Source organism: Paraburkholderia bannensis NBRC 103871 (genome assembly GCF_000685015.1).
GTDB classification, from domain to species: Bacteria; Pseudomonadota; Gammaproteobacteria; order Burkholderiales; family Burkholderiaceae; genus Paraburkholderia; species Paraburkholderia bannensis.
Genome location: NZ_BAYA01000006.1, coordinates 1 through 18,997, shown reverse-complemented (window position 1 = coordinate 18,997; position 18,997 = coordinate 1). Strand labels below are relative to the sequence as shown.

18 protein-coding genes and 1 pseudogene are annotated in these 18,997 nt (G+C 65.1%); 11 read left to right on the top strand and 8 right to left on the bottom strand.

The window, feature by feature from the left end:
* Window positions 1–32: 32 nt before the first annotated feature.
* The 9 genes from BBA01S_RS11365 to BBA01S_RS11325 all read left to right on the top strand — a co-directional run bounded on the left by BBA01S_RS11365 (window position 33) and on the right by BBA01S_RS11325 (window position 10,621).
* Window positions 33–1,517, top strand: coding sequence for an aminotransferase-like domain-containing protein (locus BBA01S_RS11365; RefSeq protein ID WP_027816546.1), 1,485 nt, complete (start codon window positions 33–35; stop codon window positions 1,515–1,517).
* Window positions 1,518–1,679: 162 nt separating this feature from the next.
* The gene (htpG, locus tag BBA01S_RS11360) at window positions 1,680–3,593 is read left to right on the top strand and encodes a molecular chaperone HtpG (RefSeq protein WP_027816545.1); all 1,914 of its coding nucleotides are present in this window, start codon (window positions 1,680–1,682) and stop codon (window positions 3,591–3,593) included.
* 140 nt (window positions 3,594–3,733) lie between these two features.
* Window positions 3,734–4,390: a chorismate--pyruvate lyase family protein gene (locus BBA01S_RS11355; RefSeq protein WP_027816544.1), complete on the top strand. Its 657-nt coding sequence runs from the start codon at window positions 3,734–3,736 to the stop codon at window positions 4,388–4,390.
* A gap of 12 nt (window positions 4,391–4,402) precedes the next feature.
* Window positions 4,403–4,924 (top strand): DNA-deoxyinosine glycosylase, encoded by a 522-nt coding sequence (locus BBA01S_RS11350; protein WP_027816543.1) that lies wholly within the window; start codon window positions 4,403–4,405, stop codon window positions 4,922–4,924.
* Window positions 4,925–5,005: 81 nt separating this feature from the next.
* Window positions 5,006–5,596: a TonB family protein gene (locus BBA01S_RS11345; RefSeq protein WP_027816542.1), complete on the top strand. Its 591-nt coding sequence runs from the start codon at window positions 5,006–5,008 to the stop codon at window positions 5,594–5,596.
* Window positions 5,597–6,274: 678 nt separating this feature from the next.
* A complete protein-coding gene (locus BBA01S_RS11340) occupies window positions 6,275–7,228 on the top strand; it encodes a class I SAM-dependent methyltransferase (protein ID WP_027816541.1) in 954 nt (317 codons plus the stop codon).
* Window positions 7,229–7,544: 316 nt separating this feature from the next.
* Window positions 7,545–7,784, top strand: a complete 240-nt coding sequence (locus BBA01S_RS11335; protein WP_027816540.1) for a DUF3311 domain-containing protein — start codon at window positions 7,545–7,547, stop codon at window positions 7,782–7,784.
* A complete protein-coding gene (gene mctP, locus BBA01S_RS11330; protein ID WP_027816539.1) occupies window positions 7,781–9,331 on the top strand; it encodes a monocarboxylate uptake permease MctP in 1,551 nt (516 codons plus the stop codon). Before BBA01S_RS11335 ends, mctP begins: the two co-directional genes overlap by 4 nt.
* A 105-nt stretch (window positions 9,332–9,436) precedes the next feature.
* Window positions 9,437–10,621, top strand: a complete 1,185-nt coding sequence (locus BBA01S_RS11325) for an FUSC family protein (RefSeq protein WP_407668304.1) — start codon at window positions 9,437–9,439, stop codon at window positions 10,619–10,621.
* Window positions 10,622–10,651: 30 nt separating this feature from the next.
* Here BBA01S_RS11325 and BBA01S_RS11320 read toward each other — a convergent pair whose 3' ends face one another.
* The 5 genes from BBA01S_RS11320 to BBA01S_RS11300 all read right to left on the bottom strand — a co-directional run bounded on the left by BBA01S_RS11320 (window position 10,652) and on the right by BBA01S_RS11300 (window position 16,091).
* Window positions 10,652–11,083, bottom strand: a complete 432-nt coding sequence (locus BBA01S_RS11320) for a VOC family protein (RefSeq protein ID WP_027816537.1) — start codon at window positions 11,081–11,083, stop codon at window positions 10,652–10,654.
* Window positions 11,084–11,413: 330 nt separating this feature from the next.
* Window positions 11,414–12,373 (bottom strand): transaldolase, encoded by a 960-nt coding sequence (tal, locus tag BBA01S_RS11315; protein ID WP_027816536.1) that lies wholly within the window; start codon window positions 12,371–12,373, stop codon window positions 11,414–11,416.
* 326 nt (window positions 12,374–12,699) lie between these two features.
* Window positions 12,700–13,917, bottom strand: a complete 1,218-nt coding sequence (locus tag BBA01S_RS11310; protein WP_027816535.1) for a benzoate/H(+) symporter BenE family transporter — start codon at window positions 13,915–13,917, stop codon at window positions 12,700–12,702.
* A gap of 109 nt (window positions 13,918–14,026) precedes the next feature.
* A complete protein-coding gene (locus BBA01S_RS11305; RefSeq protein WP_027816534.1) occupies window positions 14,027–15,199 on the bottom strand; it encodes a vWA domain-containing protein in 1,173 nt (390 codons plus the stop codon).
* Window positions 15,200–15,239: 40 nt separating this feature from the next.
* Window positions 15,240–16,091 carry an AAA family ATPase gene (locus BBA01S_RS11300; protein WP_027816533.1) on the bottom strand — a complete coding sequence of 284 codons (852 nt, stop codon included), beginning with the start codon at window positions 16,089–16,091 and terminating at the stop codon, window positions 15,240–15,242.
* Window positions 16,092–16,518: 427 nt separating this feature from the next.
* On the opposite strand from BBA01S_RS11300, the gene BBA01S_RS11295 reads away from it, so the two are divergent.
* Together BBA01S_RS11295 and BBA01S_RS11290 are read left to right on the top strand one after the other, a co-directional pair.
* A complete protein-coding gene (locus BBA01S_RS11295) occupies window positions 16,519–16,884 on the top strand; it encodes a c-type cytochrome (protein WP_027816532.1) in 366 nt (121 codons plus the stop codon).
* Window positions 16,885–16,906: 22 nt separating this feature from the next.
* Window positions 16,907–17,326 (top strand): c-type cytochrome, encoded by a 420-nt coding sequence (locus BBA01S_RS11290; protein WP_084162070.1) that lies wholly within the window; start codon window positions 16,907–16,909, stop codon window positions 17,324–17,326.
* Between the two features lie 121 nt (window positions 17,327–17,447).
* Here the strand turns inward: BBA01S_RS11290 and BBA01S_RS11285 are convergent, their stop codons facing one another.
* The 3 genes and pseudogenes from BBA01S_RS11285 to BBA01S_RS47535 form a co-directional block, all read right to left on the bottom strand.
* Window positions 17,448–17,882: a DUF1841 family protein gene (locus BBA01S_RS11285; protein WP_027816530.1), complete on the bottom strand. Its 435-nt coding sequence runs from the start codon at window positions 17,880–17,882 to the stop codon at window positions 17,448–17,450.
* A gap of 102 nt (window positions 17,883–17,984) precedes the next feature.
* Window positions 17,985–18,629, bottom strand: a complete 645-nt coding sequence (gene nth / locus BBA01S_RS11280) for an endonuclease III (RefSeq protein ID WP_027816529.1) — start codon at window positions 18,627–18,629, stop codon at window positions 17,985–17,987.
* 24 nt (window positions 18,630–18,653) lie between these two features.
* Window positions 18,654–18,997, bottom strand: a pseudogene (locus BBA01S_RS47535) (electron transport complex subunit RsxB); the annotation flags it as partial.

Genomic DNA, 18,997 nt, shown 5'->3' with positions numbered 1-18,997 from the left:
GCCCGATAGTGTTCGGTACAGTTGGAGCCGCCATGTCGTCCGTCCCGCTTGACCAGATTCCCGCCCCGCACGACGCAGCCACCGTCACGCTGGTCGACCAGCTCGTGCAGTGGGGCCGCCGCCGCATCGAGGAGCGTGTGTTCCGCCCCGGCATGCGCATGCCGTCGATCCGCAAGCTCGCGCTCGACAAGGGCGTGTCGCGCTTTACCGTGGTCGAAGCCTATGAGCGTCTCGTCGCCCAGGGTTACCTGGATTCGCGGCGCGGTTCGGGTTTTTTCGTGCGCGAACGGCTGGCCGCCGTCGCCTCCGTGACGCCGATGGATCGCCGCGCCGCGGCGGCCGCCGATGGCGTCGCCGCCGTCGAGGCGCACCAGCCGCCGACCATCGACGTCGTCTGGCTGCTGCGCAACATGCTCCACCAGTCGACGCATCCCGAAAAAGGGCCGGGACTGGGCTATCTGCCCGCGCGCTGGCTCGATGGCGAACTGCTTGCGGGCGCGATGCGCTCGCTGGGGCGCCAGAGCGGCTCGCAGCTGCTCGGCTTCGGCTCGCCGCAAGGGTTTTTGCCGCTGCGCCAGCAGTTGCAGACGCGCATGGCCGAAATGGAGATCGGCGCGACGCCCGAGCAGATCGTGCTGGTGTCGGGCATCACCCAGGCGATCGACCTGCTCGCGCGCATCTACGTGCAGCCCGGCGACACAGTGATCGTCGGCGATCCGGCCTGGTTCCAGATGTTCGGGCGCTTCGCCTCGCAGGGCGCGCGCCTCGTGGGCGTGCCGTATACGCCCGATGGCCCCGACCTCGACGCGCTCGAAGCGCTGGTCGAGACCTGGCGGCCGAAGATGCTCGTCATCAACTCCGTGCTGCAAAACCCCACGGGGACTTCGCTGACGGCGGCCCAGGCGTTCCGCATCTTGCGGCTGGCGGAGCAGTACGACTTCATCGTCGTCGAAGACGATATCTACGGCGATCTGTGCCCGTCGGGCTATCCGGCGACGCGCCTCGCGAGCCTCGACCAGCTGCGCCGCGTGATCTACCTCGGCAGCTTTTCGAAGACGCTCGCGCCCAACCTGCGCGTGGGTTACATCGCCTGCGCGAACGACGTGGCGCAGGCGGTCGCCGACCAGAAAATGCTGGTCGGCATGACGAGCCCCGAGCTCAACGAGCGCGTGTTGTTTCGGGTGCTCACCGAAGGCCACTACCGGCGCCACGTCGAGCGCCTGCGCGCCCGCCTGGACGCCGTGCGCGACAAGGCCGCGCGGATGCTGGAGCGCACCGGCTGCAAGCTCTTCGCGGCGCCGGGCGCGGGCATGTTCCTGTGGGCCGACACCGGCGTGGACGCCGATGCCCTCACGGCGGCGGGCCACGAAGCGGGTTTCCTGCTGACGCCGGGCAGCCTGTTCTCGCCGCATCAGTCGCCTACGACCTGGATGCGCTTTAACATCGCGAACTGCGCCGATCCGGCGCTGCCGGGCTTTCTCAGCGGCTATCTGGACGGCGTGGCGCGACGCGGCTGAAATCCCGCCGGAATCCGCGCTGTAATTCCTACTTGAAAAGACACCGCCCGCCCCCAAATGGGCGGGCAATGCGTCGAGCGCGGGCAGGCAACGTCCTTCCCGCGCGCGACCTGAAAATCGACTGATCTGCACTGCAACTGCAACGAAAGAGGACAACCGGGCATGGCACAAGAAACCAGGAGCTTTCAGGCCGAAGTGAAACAGCTTCTGCACCTGATGATCCATTCGCTGTACAGCAACAAGGAAATTTTCCTGCGCGAACTCGTCTCGAACGCCTCGGACGCGGCCGACAAGCTGCGCTTCGAAGCGCTCGAAAACAACGCGCTCTATGAGAACGATCCGAACCTGCGCATTCGCGTGGGCTTCGACAAGGCGGCGCGCACCGTCACGATCGAGGACAACGGCATCGGCATGAGCCACGATGAAGCCGTCGCGAACCTCGGCACGATCGCGCGCTCGGGCACCAAGGAATTCTTCGGCAAGCTCTCGGGCGACCAGCAGAAGGACGCCGCGCTGATCGGCCAGTTCGGCGTGGGCTTCTACTCGGGCTTCATCGTCGCGGACAAAATCACGGTCGAAAGCCGCCGCGCCGGCCTGCCGACGAGCGAAGGCGTGCGCTGGGAAAGCGCGGGCGAAGGCGAGTTCTCGGTCGACACGATCGAGCGCGCGCAACGCGGCACCACCATCACGCTGCATCTGCGCGAAGGCGAAGACGAACTGCTCTCGTCGTACAAGCTCAAGTCGATCATCCAGAAGTATTCGGATCACGTCGGCCTGCCGATCGAAATGAAGGCCGAAGAATGGGACGCCGAAAAGAGCGAGATGGTCACGAAGGACGAATTCGAGACCATCAACCAGGCGAGCGCCCTGTGGACGCGTTCGAAGAGCGAGATCAGCGACGAGCAGTACCAGCAGTTCTATCAGCACCTCGCGCACGATCACCAGAACCCGCTCGCCTGGACGCATAACCGCGTCGAAGGCCGCAGCGAATACACGCAGCTGCTCTACGTGCCGGCGCACGCGCCGTTCGACATGTGGAACCGCGACCACAAGAGCGGCCTGAAGCTCTACGTGAAGCGCGTCTTCATCATGGACGACGCCGAGCAGCTGCTGCCGAACTACCTGCGCTTCGTGAAGGGCGTGGTCGATTCGGCCGATCTGCCGCTGAACGTGTCGCGCGAAATCCTGCAGGAAAGCCGCGACGTGAAGGCGATCCGCGACGGCGTGACCAAGCGCGCGCTGTCGATGCTGGAAGAGCTGGCGTCGGCGCAAACCGATGCCGAAGCGTCGGACGAAGACAAGGCGAAGTTCGCGACCTTCTGGGGCGAGTTCGGCCAGGTGCTCAAGGAAGGCGTCGGCGAAGATCACGCCAACAAGGATCGCATCGCGAAGCTGCTGCGTTTTGCCTCGACGCATAACGACACGGCGCAGCAGAACGTGTCGCTCGCCGACTACGTCGCGCGCATGAAGCCCGAGCAGTCGAAGATCTACTACGTGACGGCCGACACCTGGCTGGCCGCGACCCACAGCCCGCACCTGGAAGTGTTCCGCAAGAAGGGCGTGGAAGTGCTGCTGCTGACGGATCGCGTTGACGAATGGATGCTGTCGTTCCTCAACGAATTCGACGGCAAGCCGCTCGCGAGCGTGGCGCGCGGCGACCTGGACCTGGGTGCGCTCGACGACGCCGAAAAGGCCGAGCAGGAAAAGGTGGGCGAAGAGTTCAAGCCGCTCGTCGAGCAGATGAAGGAAGCGCTCAAGGACAAGGCGAAGGACGTGCGCCTGACGTTCCGCCTGACCGACTCGCCGTCGTGCCTCGTGGCCGACGAAGGCGACATGAGCGGCTATCTGCAACGTATGCTCAAGGCAGCGGGGCAGTCGGCGCCGGACATGCAGCCGATCCTGGAAGTGAACCCCGAGCATCCGCTGGTGAAGGCGCTGCATACGGATAGCGCGAACTTCGGCGACTGGTGCCATCTGCTGTTCGACCAGGCGCTGCTCGCGGAAGGCGGCGCGCTCGAAGATCCGGCGAGCTTCGTGAAGCGCACGAATGCGTTGTTGCTGGCGAAGGCGGGTTGATTCGTCTATCGCCTGAGCGCTTGCGCTGACGCAGAACCCCTCGCGGCCTCGTGCCCCGAGGGGTTTTTCTTTTGGGCGTCGGCTTGTGTCCCGGCCTGGCTGGCAGCGAATCGAAACCCGCACCTTCTATAATGCCCGCCATGCCCAACCGATTCGATGCCGCCGACGCGCACTGGCGTGTCGCGCCCCTGGCGGCCTTCAGCGCCGATCAAAAAGACTGGCTCACGCGCGGCGGTTCGCTCACGGCGCATCTGCGCGCGCTGGGCGAAGTCGTTGTGCGCGTGACGCGCGAAGCCGTCGCCATGCCCTGGCCCGACGAATGCGCCGCGCTCGGTCTCGCGCCGCGCGAGCGGGCCTGGGTGCGCGAGATCGTGCTGGCCGTCGATGGCGTGCCGTACGTCGCCGCGCATAGCGCGACGCCGCTCGCCGCGAGTCACGGCGTCTGGCAGGCCATGCGCCGTCTGCGCACCCGGCCGCTGGCGGAACTGCTTTACACCGATAGCGGCGTGTCGCGCTCGGCGCTGGTGTCGCGCCGCGTGAGCGCGCGGCATCCGCTGCACGCGCTCGCTGCGCGCGAGACGGCCGCAGTGGCGCCGCATGCGTTCGTCGCGCGCCGTTCGGTCTTCGAGCGGCACGGCGAGCCGCTACTCGTCACCGAATGCATGCTGCCCGCACTGTGGGCGCATCTCGACCGCGACGCGCAACCGGCGCTGCCCGCGCATTCCGCACGCGAGCGCGGGCCGCTCGGCCACACCGCATCGCGCGCGCAACCGTCGTCCCATCACCTCGCGCGCTGAGAGGGCCGTCTCGTGACGAGTTTCAAGCGCTGCTTTCCGCCCGTTGTCGATGCGCATACGCGTGTGCTCATTCTCGGCAGCCTGCCCGGCGAGGCGTCGCTCGCGCATCAGCAGTATTACGCGCACAAGCAGAACAAGTTCTGGCATCTGGTCGGCGACGTCATCGGCGTCGATCTGCCCGCGCTCGACTATGACGCGCGTTTGCAGGCGCTGCGGGAGCATCGCGTCGGGCTGTGGGACGTGGTGGCTGAGGCTCGACGGGACGGTAGTCTCGACAGCAATATCCGCGATCACGCGGGCAACGATCTCGTCGCGCTGATCGACGGCTTGCCTGTGCTCGAAGCGATCGCGTTCAACGGCGGCACGGCCGCGCGTCTCGGCGAACGCATTCTTGGCGTGCATGCGCAGCGCTTTCGTTTGCTGAACCTGCCGTCCAGTAGTCCTGCCTATGCGTCGATGAACTTCGCCGCGAAGCTCGTGGCGTGGCGTGCATTGAGCGACTTCGCAGGCGCAACGAAGCGCATCGAGCCGTAAGCGCTTCGCAAACTCTTCGCGCTAGCATGGTCTCGCGCACGCCGAGGTGCGCGCCCTGCATCGACGGGACACGAGACCACAATGAAAAACAACCGCCGGCTCCTGATCGTCTTTCCTTTGCTGCTCGCACTGCTTGCACTGAACGGCTGCGCATCCGATGACCCGGCGTCCGCGGGGCCGCACGTTCGCGCTACGCCCGCACAGGTCATGCAACGCTGCCTGAACACAGTGGCGCCGCCAGGTTTCGCGTCGCCCACCGAGGCGACCCTTAGTGCTTCGCAGTGGCGGCGTTACGTCAGCTGCAAACTGGGCGGCAATATGTTTGCCAACCAGAAGCGCGTGCCGCTGGACAGCGAGGCGGTTGTGTCCATTCGATTGGCTGGCGACGGTTCGATCGTCTCCGTGAAACTGCTGCATTCGAGTGGCAACGACGAACTCGACGATGACGTCCAGCGTGCGATCGATGCGGCTTCGCCGTTGCCTCCTGCGCCGCCGGCCTTGCATCTCGCACGCGTCGACCTGCACTTTCGTCCGGTGCGCGTGAACCTGGCTGCGCTGCAAGGCGGCACGCCTGCCATCGGCGGCACGAATGCAGGCGTTGGCATCGTCGACGAAACACATTGGCGCGTGAAAAATTGCACCACTGCGCATGGCGTGAGCGAGTGCGATTGAGCGAGGTCGCGTGGATTTGCTGCGCTGAGTTGTCCCGGAATACGAGGCCGATGCGTCACGAATGCTATGCTCTCGTTCGCCCGCGCAGATGCGTTCCGTTCGCATGTATTTCTCGCGGCTGAAACAGCACCGTAAACGCAGCGCAAAACGCGCATCTGCACCTGCTCCTCACAAGCAAGACATCTTTACATGACGACTCTCATCAAGCGCGCTTCGGCCGAGGCGCGCGCATTTAACAAGACGCCCGCCACGACGACCGCCGAAGCCGCAGCGCCTGAACAGGCTGCTCAAGACGCGCAGGTCGCGCAGGTCGAAACGGCAGCAGCGGCTGCACCGCAAGTCGAAGCGCAAGCCGACGCACCCGCAGCGAAGGCGCCGGTCAAGCGCGTGCGCAAAGCTGCTGCGAAGGCAGAAGCGAAGCCTGCTGCGAAGGCAGAAGCGAAGCCTGCTGCGAAGGCAGAAGCGAAGCCTGCTGCAAAGGCAGAAGCGAAGCCTGCTGCGAAGGCAGAAGCGAAGCCTGCTGCGAAGGCAGAAGCGAAGCCTGCTGCAAAGGCAGAAGCGAAGCCGGCTGCAAAGGCAGAAGCGAAGCCTGCTGCGAAGGCAGAAGCAAAGCCTGCTGCGAAGCGCGCGGTGAAGGCCGCGGCAAAGCCGGCTGCGAAGAAAGTCGTGGAGGAAGCCGTGAAAGAAATCGTGAAGGAAGCCGCACCGGCCAAGCCCGCACGCGCCAAGCGTGTGAACGCGAAGGCTGCGAAGGCCGCACAAGCCGAAGCCGCACCGAAGGTCGAAAAGATGACGAAGCGTCCGCGTCGCGCCGCCGCTGCGGCTGACGACCTCGAGCACGCACCCGTCATCGAAGCGCCGCGCAAGCCGCGTTTCGCGCCGGTCACGTTCTCGGAAGAGAGCGGCGTGCGTTACCTGCACTTCGGCACCGAATGGGTGCAAGGCGCGATGCGTCTGTCGAAGCCGCAACACATCGAACTCGAATACGCGCAGCAGATGATGTCCTGGCTGCTGTTCCTCGCCACGCCCGCGCGCATCGTGCAACTGGGCCTGGGCGCCGCGGCGCTGACCAAGTTCGCGCACCGCTACCTGCGCCCGGCCAAGGTCGAGGCCATCGAGCTGAACCCGGCTGTCGTGGTCGCCGCTCGCACGATGTTCGACCTGCCGCACGACGACGCACGCCTGAACGTGCGCGAACTCGACGCGTGGGACTTCGTGCAGGATCGCTCGAACCACGGCACGATCGGCGCGTTGCAGATCGACATTTACGATGCGACCGCACGCGGCCCGGTGCTCGACAGCGTCGCGTTCTACCGCGCCGTGCGCGCGTGTCTCGCGGACGCGGGCGTCGCGACCATCAACCTGTTCGGCGACCATCCGAGCTACGTGCGCAACATGAAGCGCCTGAAAGAAGCCTTCGATGGCCGCGTGATCGCACTGCCGGAAGTGCACGACGGCAACCGCGTCGCGCTGGCGTTCTCGGGCCCGGCACTCGACGTGAGCTGGACGGCGCTCGACAAGCGCGCGCGTCTGCTCGAAAGCAAGCTCGGCCTGCCCGCGAACCAGTGGGTCAAGGCGCTGCGCGCAGCGTGCAAGGAAGTCGGCAAGGAAGGCCAGACTTTCGCGATCTAAGGCTCGCGATCCACGGATCGCGATTCAAGCCGTGCCATCTGACGCTTTTTAGCGCCCGATAACGCGCAGCATCCAACCGGCCCCGTCTCGCACGGGGTCGGTTTTTTTTCGCCTGTTTTTTGCCTGTCATATGTCCGTGGGTTCGGATCACTGACAGTTTCCGATCCGAACTGTTGGGGTCGGCCCCGGTTGACCCGCCGTCATGGCGTCGGTACGCTTTTTAGCGCTTTCGGGGACCTTGCGAGGCACGAGCTCGCGGGCCTGCAACGGCCAGAATGAGGCCGCATAACAACATAAGTCGCGAGGAGGAGACGTCATGGCTCACGACGCCGACGCCGCAAAGGCCAGCAAGCACTGGCTCTGGCTGTTGCTCTTGCCCTGGATCGCCATGATCTGGGTGCCGTCGTACAACAAGGTCGAACCCACGTTGTGGGACTTTCCGTTCTTCTACTGGTATCAACTGGCCTGGGTGCTGATCAGCGCCGTTATTACCGCGCTCGTCTACCTCAAGACCAAGGATCGCTCGAAGGGCGGCAAAGCGGGAGGTGCGCGATGAATGCCACCGCAACCTTCGTCTTCATCCTGTTCTTCATCGGCGTGACGATCGTCGGCTTCCTGGCCGCGCACTGGCGCAAGGGCGACCTCGGGCATCTGGAGGAGTGGGGCCTGGGCGGGCGGCGCTTCGGCACCGTCGTCACCTGGTTCCTGCTGGGCGGCGACCTCTATACCGCGTACACGTTCGTGGCGGTTCCTGCGCTGGTGTTCGGCGCGGGCGCAACGGGTTTCTTCGCGCTGCCGTACACCATCCTGATCTATCCGTTCGCCTTCGTGGTGTTCCCCAAGCTCTGGGCCATCGCCAAGCGTCACCAGTACGTGACGTCCGCCGACTTCGTGAGCGCGCGCTACGGCAGCCGCATGCTGGCGCTCGCGATCGCCGTGACGGGCATTGTCGCGACCATGCCGTACATCGCGTTGCAACTGGTGGGGATCGAAGTGGTGATCGGCGCGCTCGGCTTCGACACCACGGGCTTCGTCGGCGACCTGCCGCTCATCATCGCGTTCGCGATTCTCGCGGCCTACACCTACACCTCGGGTCTGCGCGCGCCGGCCATGATCGCCGTGGTGAAGGATGTGCTCATCTACATCACCATCGCCGTGGCGATCATCGTGATTCCGGCCCAGATGGGCGGCTTCGGCCATATCTTCGCGTCGGTGCCGCCGGCCAAGCTGCTGCTCAAGGCGCCCGATGCGTCGAGCCTGAACGGCTATAGCGCCTACGCGACGCTCGCGGTGGGATCGGCGCTCGCGCTGTTCCTGTATCCGCACTCGGTCACGGCGATTTTGTCGTCGTCGTCGGGCAACACCATCCGCCGCAACATGGCGATGCTGCCCGCGTACTCGCTCGTGCTCGGCCTGCTGGCGCTGCTCGGCTACATGGCGCTGGCTTCGGGCGTGAAGGACATGCCGGAGTACGCGCCGTACTTCAAGGCCTTCGGCCCGAACTTTGCGGTGCCCGCGCTGTTCCTGCACTTCTTCCCGTCGTGGTTCGTGGGCGTGGCGTTTGCGGCCATCGGCATCGGCGCGCTGGTGCCCGCGGCGATCATGTCGATCGCGGCCGCCAATCTCTACACGCGCAATATCCACAAGGAGTTCATCAACCGCAACATGACCAACGAGCAGGAGACCAATATCGCCAAGATGGTCTCGCTGATCGTGAAGGTCGGGGCGGTGGCGTTCATCCTGGGCCTGCCGCTGACGTACGCGATCCAGCTTCAGTTGCTGGGCGGCATCTGGATCATCCAGACGCTGCCGGCCATCGTGCTGGGTCTCTACACGCGCATGCTCGACTGGCGCGGCTTGTTGATCGGCTGGGCCGTGGGTATCGCTACGGGCACGTGGATGGCGATTTCGCTGCACCTGAAGGGCTCGATCTTCGTCGTGCATCTGTTCGGCATGGACGTGCCGGGTTACGCGGCGGTGTGGTCGCTGATCGTGAACCTGGTGGTGTCGGTGGTGGTGTCCGCACTGGTGCATATGGTCGGCATGCAGAAGGGTCACGATCGCACCCGCCCCGAGGACTATCGCGACGTGCTCGAAAGCTGATCCGGTTTTGCGCCCCACGCGCGATGAAAGCCCGCAACTTCACGGTTGCGGGCTTTTGTTTTTCTGGTGCACGATGTTTGCCGTAGTCGCAACTTTCTTCGCGCCATGGCCTTGACCGATCCCGCTCCCGATCCTGAAAACGATATCGACATTCATCGCACCGCGCGCCCCGCACGCCGGCGCTCGCGCGCGGCGCGCATGTGGCGTGCGCTCACCTCGCCGTTCTATCGCTACCGCAACGCCGGCGTCATCCACGCGGTGCGCGTGGGGCTGGCAATGCTCGTGTCGATCCTCGCGACCACGGGCATCGATATTCCGCACGGCATCTGGTCGTCGGTCACGCTGCTGGTGGTGATCGGCGGTCTCCAGCATCACGGCAACATCCGCAAGAAGGCCACCGAGCGCGCGCTCGGCACGCTGCTCGGCGCGTTGATCGGGCTTACGCTGATCGTCGTGCAGGCCGTGACCGGCTCGACGTGGCTCACGTATGCGCTGATGTCGATTGTCGCGGCCGTGTGCAGTTACTACGCGATCGGCAAGCCGGGCTATGTGGCGCTGCTCACGGCCATCACGATGTGCATCGTCGCGGGGCACGGCGACAACCATATCGACACGGGCCTGTGGCGCACGCTCAACGTGATGATCGGCATTGTGATCGCGCTGGCGTTCTCGTTCGCGCTGCCGCTGCATGCGACGTACTCGTGGCGCTATCGACTCGCCGACAACCTGCGCGAGTGCGCGCGCGTCTACGCGCAGATCGTGTGCGGCGTGCATGTCGATGCCGAAACCCAGGTCGCGCAGTTTCGCCGCCTCAATACGCGGCTCGTGCAGTTGCGCGCGCTGATGCCCTCCGTGGCAAAGGAAATCGACGTGCCGGTGGCGCGGCTCGAACAGGTGCAGCGGCTGCATCGCTCGATTCTGAGTTCGCTGGAGATGATGGCGACGGGGCTTGGGCATTACGAGCAGCAACTTGTGCGCGTGGCCTTCGCGCAGCGCAGCGCGTGCGTGCGCGAGGCGCTGCTGACGACGGCGCGGGCGCTGCGCTTTGGCGGCGCGCGCCATCCGGAAGCGGCGGCGCGGGCCTTGCGTTCAAGCCCGCTCGACCAGGGCGCGAGCCCGCCTGACGAGCGCGCGATGGCGTCCACGGCCGCGCCGCTTGCACCGGAAATGCAGGGGCCTTACTGGCTCGAACAGCGTTTCGAGGAGCAGGTGGGGCAACTGCGTGCCTTGCTCCTCGAAACCGAACCAAGATGGAATATCGAGCGCGCGCATCTGCATCGCATGGTGTGACGCGCGCGCATCGGGGCCGTTGCGAAACCCTTACGGCGAGGGACTTTCGAGCGGCGGCGCGGTGACCATCCACGGCACGCCGAACTTGTCGGTCAGCATGCCGAAGCCGGGCGACCAGAAGGTCTTCTGGAACGGCATGCCGATCTGCGCGCCTTGCGAGAGCGCGTCGAAATAGCGTTGAGCCGTGGCGGCATCGGGCGCGGTCAGCGACACACTGAAGCCGGTGAAGGTGTCGTGCTGGGTCATGCAGCCGCCATCGGACATCATCAGCTGCGCATCGCCGACCTGGATCGTCGCGTGCATGATCTTGTCGGCCAGCTCGGGCGGCATCGGGCGCTGCGGATCGGGCGGGCCGTCCTTGAAGCGCATCTTGAACAGCTCCGTGGCGCCGAGCGCTTCGCGATAGAACGCGATCGCTTCCTCGCAGGTGCCGTTGTAGAACAGATAGGGCTGAATTTGCATCGTCATCTTCCTTGCGGACTGGACGTTTGGCCGGCCCCTTGAGCCGCGTTCATGCGTGAGCATGTGCGGCGCGTCGTAACGCGTCTGTGGGGTGACGTCGCCAACATCGGGGGCCGGAATCGTGCGGCTCGTGGGCCGCTGCCCTGATTCTAGGCGCGCGCATGCACGGTTCGGGGACACATGTCGCCAGGGTTTGCGAGAGCGCAGACGGGAATGGAGGTTGCAGGCTGACGCGCCATGCAAAAAGGGCCGCCCATGCTGGATGGCGCGGCCCTTCGGATCATGCCCGCGCCTGGTCGCCAGGCGCGTGATGACGACTTAACGTGGCGCTTACTTCGCGCGCAGTTCCTCGACCATCTTGTCGAGCTTCACTGCATCGGCGGCGAAGGCGCGAATGCCTTCGGCGAGCTTTTCGGTCGCCATCGCGTCTTCGTTGAGCAGGAAGCGGAAGGTCGGCTCGTCCACGCCAATGCGCTCGATCTGCTCGTTCGCGAACGCTTCGGGCGAGAGCTTGCGGTCGATCTTTTCGCTGCTGTCTTGCAGCTTTTGCAGCAGGTCGGGGCTGATCGTGAGCAGGTCGCAGCCCGCGAGTTCGACGATCTGGCTCGTGTTGCGGAAGCTCGCGCCCATCACTTCGGTCTTGTAGCCGAACTTCTTGTAGTACGCGTAGATCTTGCGCACCGACTGCACGCCCGGATCGTTGGCGCCGCCGTCCTTCGCGTCGTCCCAGTCCGCGCCCTTGGCCTTCTTGTACCAGTCATAGATGCGGCCGACGAACGGCGAGATCAGCTGCGCGCCCGCTTCGGCGCAGGCCGCGGCCTGGGCGAGCGAGAACAGCAGCGTCATGTTGCAGCGGATGCCTTCCTTCTGCAGCACTTCGGCGGCGCGGATGCCTTCCCACGTCGAGGCAAGCTTGATCAGCACGCGCTCTTTCTCGATGCCGGCCTGCTTGTAGAGGTCGATGATGTGATGGGCCTTGTCGATCGACTTCTGCGTGTCGAACGACAGACGCGCGTCGACTTCGGTCGAGACGCGGCCCGGGATGATCTTGAGGATTTCGGTGCCGAAAGCGATCAGCAGGTGGTCGATGATCGCTTCGACCGACTCGCTCGCGTGATCGCGCACGGTTTTTTCGAGCAGCGGGCGGTATTCCGCCTTCTGCACGGCCTTGAGGATCAGCGACGGGTTGGTGGTCGCGTCCTGCGGCTTGTACTGGACGAATTGCTGGAAGTCGCCCGTGTCGGCGACGACGGTGGTGTACTGCTTGAGCTGATCGAGTGCGGTAGTCATGTCTGGCCTTGTGGGCGCATGCGCGCCGGCGTCGGGGAAAGTTGAACAGCCTGTGCGCCCGGGCGGCTGGCCTGGGTGCGCAGGGCGGAACGCTAAACGCTATACGCCTGTACGCGAAAGGGCGGTGCCGCGCCGATGGGATCGACCCAGATCCGGCCTGGGAAGGTTCGGACGGATCGGACAGATCGGCGCGGCTCTCACTACGTTATTTTATGGCGGATCGGGAGGCGGTGCGATGACGCGGGCGTCCCGAACAAAAATTGGCGCAAATCCGGTGCCGGGGCTTTCGATTGGCTGGCGTCACGCCCGTCGTGGTCGTCGACCCATTACGCCTTGCGTGCGCTGAGCACGACCTGCGTGACGACGCCCGCCACCAGCCCCCAGAACGCCGCGCCGATGGACAGCAGCGTGAGGCCCGAGGCCGTCACCATGAAGGTCACGAGCGCGGCCTCGCGCTCTTTGGGGTTCTGCATCGCGTTGGTGAGGCCGCTCATGATCGAGCCGAACAGCGCGAGCGCCGCGATCGACACCACCAGCGCCTGCGGAAACGCCGCGAACAGCGCCGCGATGGTCGCGCCGAAGGTGCCCGCAATCAGGTAGAAGATGCCGCACCAGACCGCCGCCATGTAGCGCTTGGTGCGGTCTTCGTGCGCGTGCGGGCCGGTGCAGATCGCCGCCGTGATCGCCGCGAGGTTGATGCCGTGCGAGCCGAACGGCGCGAGCACGAGCGAGGCGAGGCCCGTGGTGGCGATCAGCGGCGAGGAGGGCGTGTCGTAGCCATCGGCGCGGATCACGGCGATGCCGGGCACGTTCTGCGAGGCCATCGCCACGACGAACAACGGAATGCCGATGCTGACGATCGCCTGCACCGAGAATGCGGGCATGGTGAACACGGGTTTCGCCACGGCCACGTGGAAATGGCTGAAATCGAGCAGCCCGAGCGCCGCCGCCGCCGCGATCCCGACGACCAGCGTGCCGACGATCGCATAGCGCGGCACGAAGCGCTTCATCAGCAGGTAGGCGAAGAACATCGTGAGCACGAGCGGCGTCTGCACCTGGGCGGCGTGAAAGATCTCGATGCCGATTTCGAACAGGATGCCCGCGAGCAGCGCCGCCGCGATGCCGGCGGGAATGCGCTTCATCAGCGTGTCGAACCAGCCGGTGAGGCCCACGGCGGTGAGCAGCACGGCGCAGACGATATACGCGCCGATGGCCTCGGCGTACGGCACGTGCGGCAGCGAGCTGATGAGCAGCGCCGCGCCCGGTGTCGACCATGCCACCACGGTGGGCGCGCGAAACCACAGCGACAGGCCGATGGTGGTCACGGCCATGCCAATCGAAAGCGCCCAGATCCACGAGGAAATCTGCGCGTCGGTGAGGTGCGCGGCCTGGCCGGCCTGGAACATCAGCACCAGCGAACTGGTGTAGCCCGTCATCATCGCGACGAAACCGGCCACGATCGTGGCAACCGACGTATCGGCGAGCGGCCGCAGCGGTCCCGGCCGGGCGCTTGCCGGCAGGTCGGGGGATGAAGGCGCGGTCATGCTGAAACTCTCCTCGTATTTATTGTGTGAGGTTGTGCGCGCAACCGTCTGGTCGAACGGCTGGCTAGCGTGAAGGGGTGTGCAGCGGCGCGGCGGGCTGATCGATGCCTTATTTGCTCAGCACGCGCATGGCGGTTTCCAGTCCCGCGACGGTCAGCGGATACATGCGATGCCCGAGAATCTCGCGGATCACCGACACCGACTGGCGGTATTCCCAGAGCCGCTCGGGCTCGGGATTGAGCCACGCGAAATGCGGGAACTGGTCGGCCAGACGCCGCAGCCAGACAGCGCCCGCTTCGGGGTTGTTGTACTCGACCGAGCCGCCCGGTTGCAGCACTTCATAGGGGCTCATGGTCGCGTCGCCGACGAAGATGAGCTTGTAGTCGGGCGTGAACTTGTGCAGCAGATCCCAGGTGGGCGTGCGCTCGGCGTGACGGCGGCGGTTGTTCTTCCACAGATAGTCGTAGACGCAGTTGTGGAAGTAGTAGAACTCCAGGTGCTTGAACTCGGCCTTGGCGGCGGAGAACAGCTCTTCGGTGCGCTTGATGTGATCGTCCATCGAGCCACCCACGTCGAGCAGCATCAGCACTTTCACGTTGTTGTGGCGCTCCGGCACCATCTTGAGATCGAGCCAGCCCGCGTTGGCGGCGGTGCTGCGGATCGTGCCGTCGAGATCGAGTTCCTCGACCGCGCCTTCGCGCGCGAAACGGCGCAGGCGTCGCAAGGCCACCTTGATGTTGCGCGTGCCGATCTCGACCTGGTCGTCGTAATCGCGAAACGCGCGCGCATCCCACACCTTCACGGCGCTGCGCTGGCCGCCTTCGCCGCCGATGCGAATGCCTTCGGGGTTATAGCCGCCGTTGCCGAACGGCGAAGTGCCGCCCGTGCCGATCCACTTGCTGCCGCCCTCGTGGCGCTCCTTTTGCTCCTCGAACAGCTCTTTGAGGCGCTCCATGAGCTTGTCGAGGCCGCCCATCGCTTCGATCTGCGCGCGCTGCTCGGGCGTGAAATCGCGTTCGAGCTTCTTCTTGAGCCAGTCCTCGGGAATCTCGAAAGCCTGTTCGGACTTCTTCTCGATGCCGCGAAAATATGCGCCGAACGCCTGGTCGAAACGGTCGAAATACTGCTCGTCCTTCACGAGCGTCATGCGCGCGAGGTAGTAGAAGTCGTCGAGCGACGGCGCGATCACGCGCTCCTTGAGCGCTTCCACGAGCGTGAGGTATTCCTTCACGGAGACGGGCAGCTTCGCGTCGCGCAGCGTGTAGAAGAAGTCGATCAGCATGCGGGTTCTCCGTGCTTCGGGTGCCTGTCGCGTGCGCGGCTCAGCGGTTGTGGCGGTTCATGTAGATGAGCCGCTCGAACAGCGTCATGTCCTGTTCGTTCTTGAGCAGCGCGCCTGCGAGCGGCGGCATCGACTTCGAGCCGTCCGCCGCGCGCAACGCTTCGGGCGGAATGTCTTCGGCGAGCAGCAGCTTGAGCCAGTCGAGCAGTTCGGACGTCGAAGGTTTTTTCTTCAGGCCCGCGACATTACGCAGCTCGAAGAAGCTTTCCATCGCGGCGTTGAGCAGCTCGCGGCGGATACCGGGGTAGTGCACCTCGACGATGCGCTGCATCGTGGCCGGATCGGGGAAGCTGATGTAGTGGAAGAAGCAGCGGCGCAGGAATGCGTCCGGCAGTTCCTTCTCGTTGTTCGACGTGATGATGACGAGCGGGCGCTGCTTTGCCTTGATGAGCTCGCGCGTCTCGTAGACGTAGAACTCCATGCGGTCGAGTTCGCGCAGCAGGTCGTTGGGGAACTCGATATCGGCCTTGTCGATCTCGTCGATCAGCAGCACGCTTTGCTGCTCCGACTCGAACGCCTGCCACAGCACGCCCTTGACGATGTAGTTGCGGATGTCCTTGACGCGCTCGTCGCCCAGCTGCGAATCGCGCAGGCGCGACACCGCGTCGTATTCGTAGAGGCCTTGCTGCGCCTTCGTGGTGGACTTGATGTGCCATTGCATCAGCGGCATGTCCAGCGCGGCGGCGACTTCCTCGGCCAGCATGGTCTTGCCGGTGCCGGGCTCGCCCTTGATGAGCAGCGGGCGCTTCAGTGTGATGGCGGCGTTGACCGCGAGCTTGAGATCGTCGGTGGCGACGTACTGCGAAGAGCCTTCGAAACGCGTGGCGCGCATGATGAACCGCTCGCTGAAAAAAATCCCAGTATAAGTCAGATGGGGTGTTGCTTCAGAGGGGGCTCGCGTATCGTTGGCTCCGCCCGATGCGGTACTCATTGAGCACCGCATCGCCAGTGTTTCCGAACCGAACCGTCAGCGTTTTATCCATCGTTGCGTGCGGCATGCATGTCGCGTGCAGCGCATCAGGGATGACCCGCACGACCCGCCGCCCGGGCCGCCCACACAACGCCCAAGCCCCGTCTGGCGGGCCTGAGCGGGCGCGCGGCGGGCGGCAGCCCCGTGGACGGGCTGCGCGGCGTCGCGGTATACTCAGACCGATTTTTTTCGGCCTGCACGGCGACCCAAAAGTAAAACAGCAGTAATGCGGCGCAGGCCGTGGCCTGCGGTTCGGGCGTTCGAATCCCCTCAAGCCAGGTTGGATGCTATGAAAAAAATTGTCGGCAAGCGCGTCATGCTCGGCGTTGTGACCGTGCTGGCGGGCTTCGCGGCCACGGCACACGCGGATGTCGTGGGCGACGCGAAGGCAGGTCAAGGCAAGGTTGCCATGTGTATCGGCTGTCATGGTATTCCCGACTACCGCACCGCCTATCCCGAGGTCTATCACGTGCCCATTCTGGGCGGCCAGAACGCGCAGTACATCCAGAACGCGCTGCACGGCTACAAGAAGGGCGATCGGCACTTCGAAACGATGCACGCCATCGCGACTACGCTGAGTGACCAGGATATCGCCGACATCGCGGCTTATTACGCGTCGCAGACGGCTACGTCCAAGAACAACCCCGAGAAGTAACCGGCACGGGAGACAAGAATCCATGAACAAGCCCTTTACGGCCGTGCGTGCCGGTGCGCGCGCCAATACGCGTGCATCGCTGTTTAAAGCTGCAGTGCTGGGCTCAGCCGCCGCTGCGCTGGCCGCGACGCTCGCGCTGCATCCGGCGCATGCCGCCGACGCCTCCAACGGCAAGGTGCTCGCCGACAGCCACAACTGCGCGGCCTGCCACGGCGTGAACCTGAACAAGCCAGTGAGCCCGGAGTATCCGAAGCTCGCGGGCCAGCACGCCGACTACATCTACTGGGCGCTGCGCCAGTACCAGATGGGCAACGGCAACCCGCATCTCGGCCGCAGCAATCCGATCATGCAGGCGCAGGTGCAGAGCCTGTCGCAGAGCGACATGAAGGATCTCGCCGCCTACATCGAATCGCTCAAGGGCGACCTGATCGACAAGAAGTAATCTCGATGCGCGCTGCATCAGGCGCGCTAGAAACGAAGACACCCCGCTTGCCGCGCTGGAAATCGCGCGGCAAGCGGGGTGTTTTTATTGGCGTTGCGTGTGCCTTCTAGCGCTCAGTCGCTCAGTCGCGCGTGGCGCGGCGCTCGATGCGCTGGAGATAGGCGTCGGTGTCGGGCGGCGTGCCGGTGCGCTGCGCTTCCCAGATCGTCTCGCCCAGGCACTCCATGATCGCGTGCTGCGCGTCGTGGGTGGAACCCATGCGCGCCGCGAGCCGGTCGTGCGCCGCGCGGATGCCCGGCGGCTGGTCGATCGACAGTTGTTCGCTGATCGCCAGATGCATCGACAGGTGCAGGAAGGGGTTGGTCTGGCCGCGCTCGGGCGAATAGTCCTGGGCGGCGGCCTGGTCGGCGTCGGCGAGTTCCGCGTGGTATTCGGGATGCTCGACGATCCAGTCGGCGGCAATCGCTTCGAGCGGCGTGAGGATTTCGCCTGCGCGCTGCTTGCGCCAGGTCTCGGTGAAAAAGCGGCGGACTTCGTCGCGGCTGGGATTGAACATCGTGAATCGTGGGGTGGTGTGTTTGATACGGGGCCAGAAGCCACTGGAAAGAGCGTCGGCGTCCGGGAAATCCATTCTACGACGCCGGGCGCGGTTGCGCTGTCAGAGCTCGGGCGGCGGGGTTTTCGGCTTGAATTCGCACAGCGGCTCGATCACGCAGTGCCAGCACTCGGGGCGGCGCGCCTTGCAGACGTAGCGCCCGTGCAGGATCAGCCAATGGTGCGCATCCTGCAGGAACTCCCTGGGCGTGAACTTTTCCAGCGCGGTCTCGACGGCCTTCACGTCCTTGCCTGGCGCGAGTCCCGTGCGGTTGGCGACGCGGAAAATATGCGTGTCCACGGCGATGGTCGGATGACCGAAGGCCGTGTTGAGCACCACGTTCGCCGTCTTGCGGCCTACGCCCGGCAGGCTTTCGAGCGCCTCGCGCGTCTGCGGCACCTCGCTGCCGTACTGCTCGACGAGGATCCGGCAGGTGGCGATCACGTTTTTCGCCTTGGTGCGGTACAGGCCGATCGTCTTGATGTAGTCCGCCACGCCTTCTTCGCCTAGCGCGAGCACGGTGGCGGGCGTGTTGGCGACTGGAAACATCTTGCGCATGGCCTTGTTCACCGAGACATCGGTGGCCTGCGCGGACAGCAGCACGGCGATCAGGAGTTCGAACGGCGTCGAAAACTCCAGCTCGGTCGTGGGGTTCGGGTTGAGGCTTTGCAGCGTTTCGTAGATGGCGCGGCGCTTGGTGGCGTTCATGGCTCGTATGGGGGCCGTGGGTTCTTATGCGGGCTTGTCGTCTTTTTTGGGGGCGTCCGGGGCGGGCCCGTCCTGCGGCGATGCCATCCCGAGACGCTTGCGGCGCGCTTCGGCGGCGTCGATCTGCGCCTGCACGTCGGCGCTCACGTGCTCGGTGTTGCGCGGGCCTGCGCCGCTTGCGGCCAGTTCGGCCTTCTTCTGGCGCGCGCGTTCGAGTGCGGCCTGGATGATGGCCTTTTTCTTCGCTTCGGCGTCGTCGGCTGCGGGTGCCGAGGGCGCGGCCGATGTGCTGGCGCCTGGCGTTGCCGTGGCGGGCGTCGCTGCCGCAGGTGCGGCCGCAGCGGCGCGACGTGCGGCGGCGCGGGCTT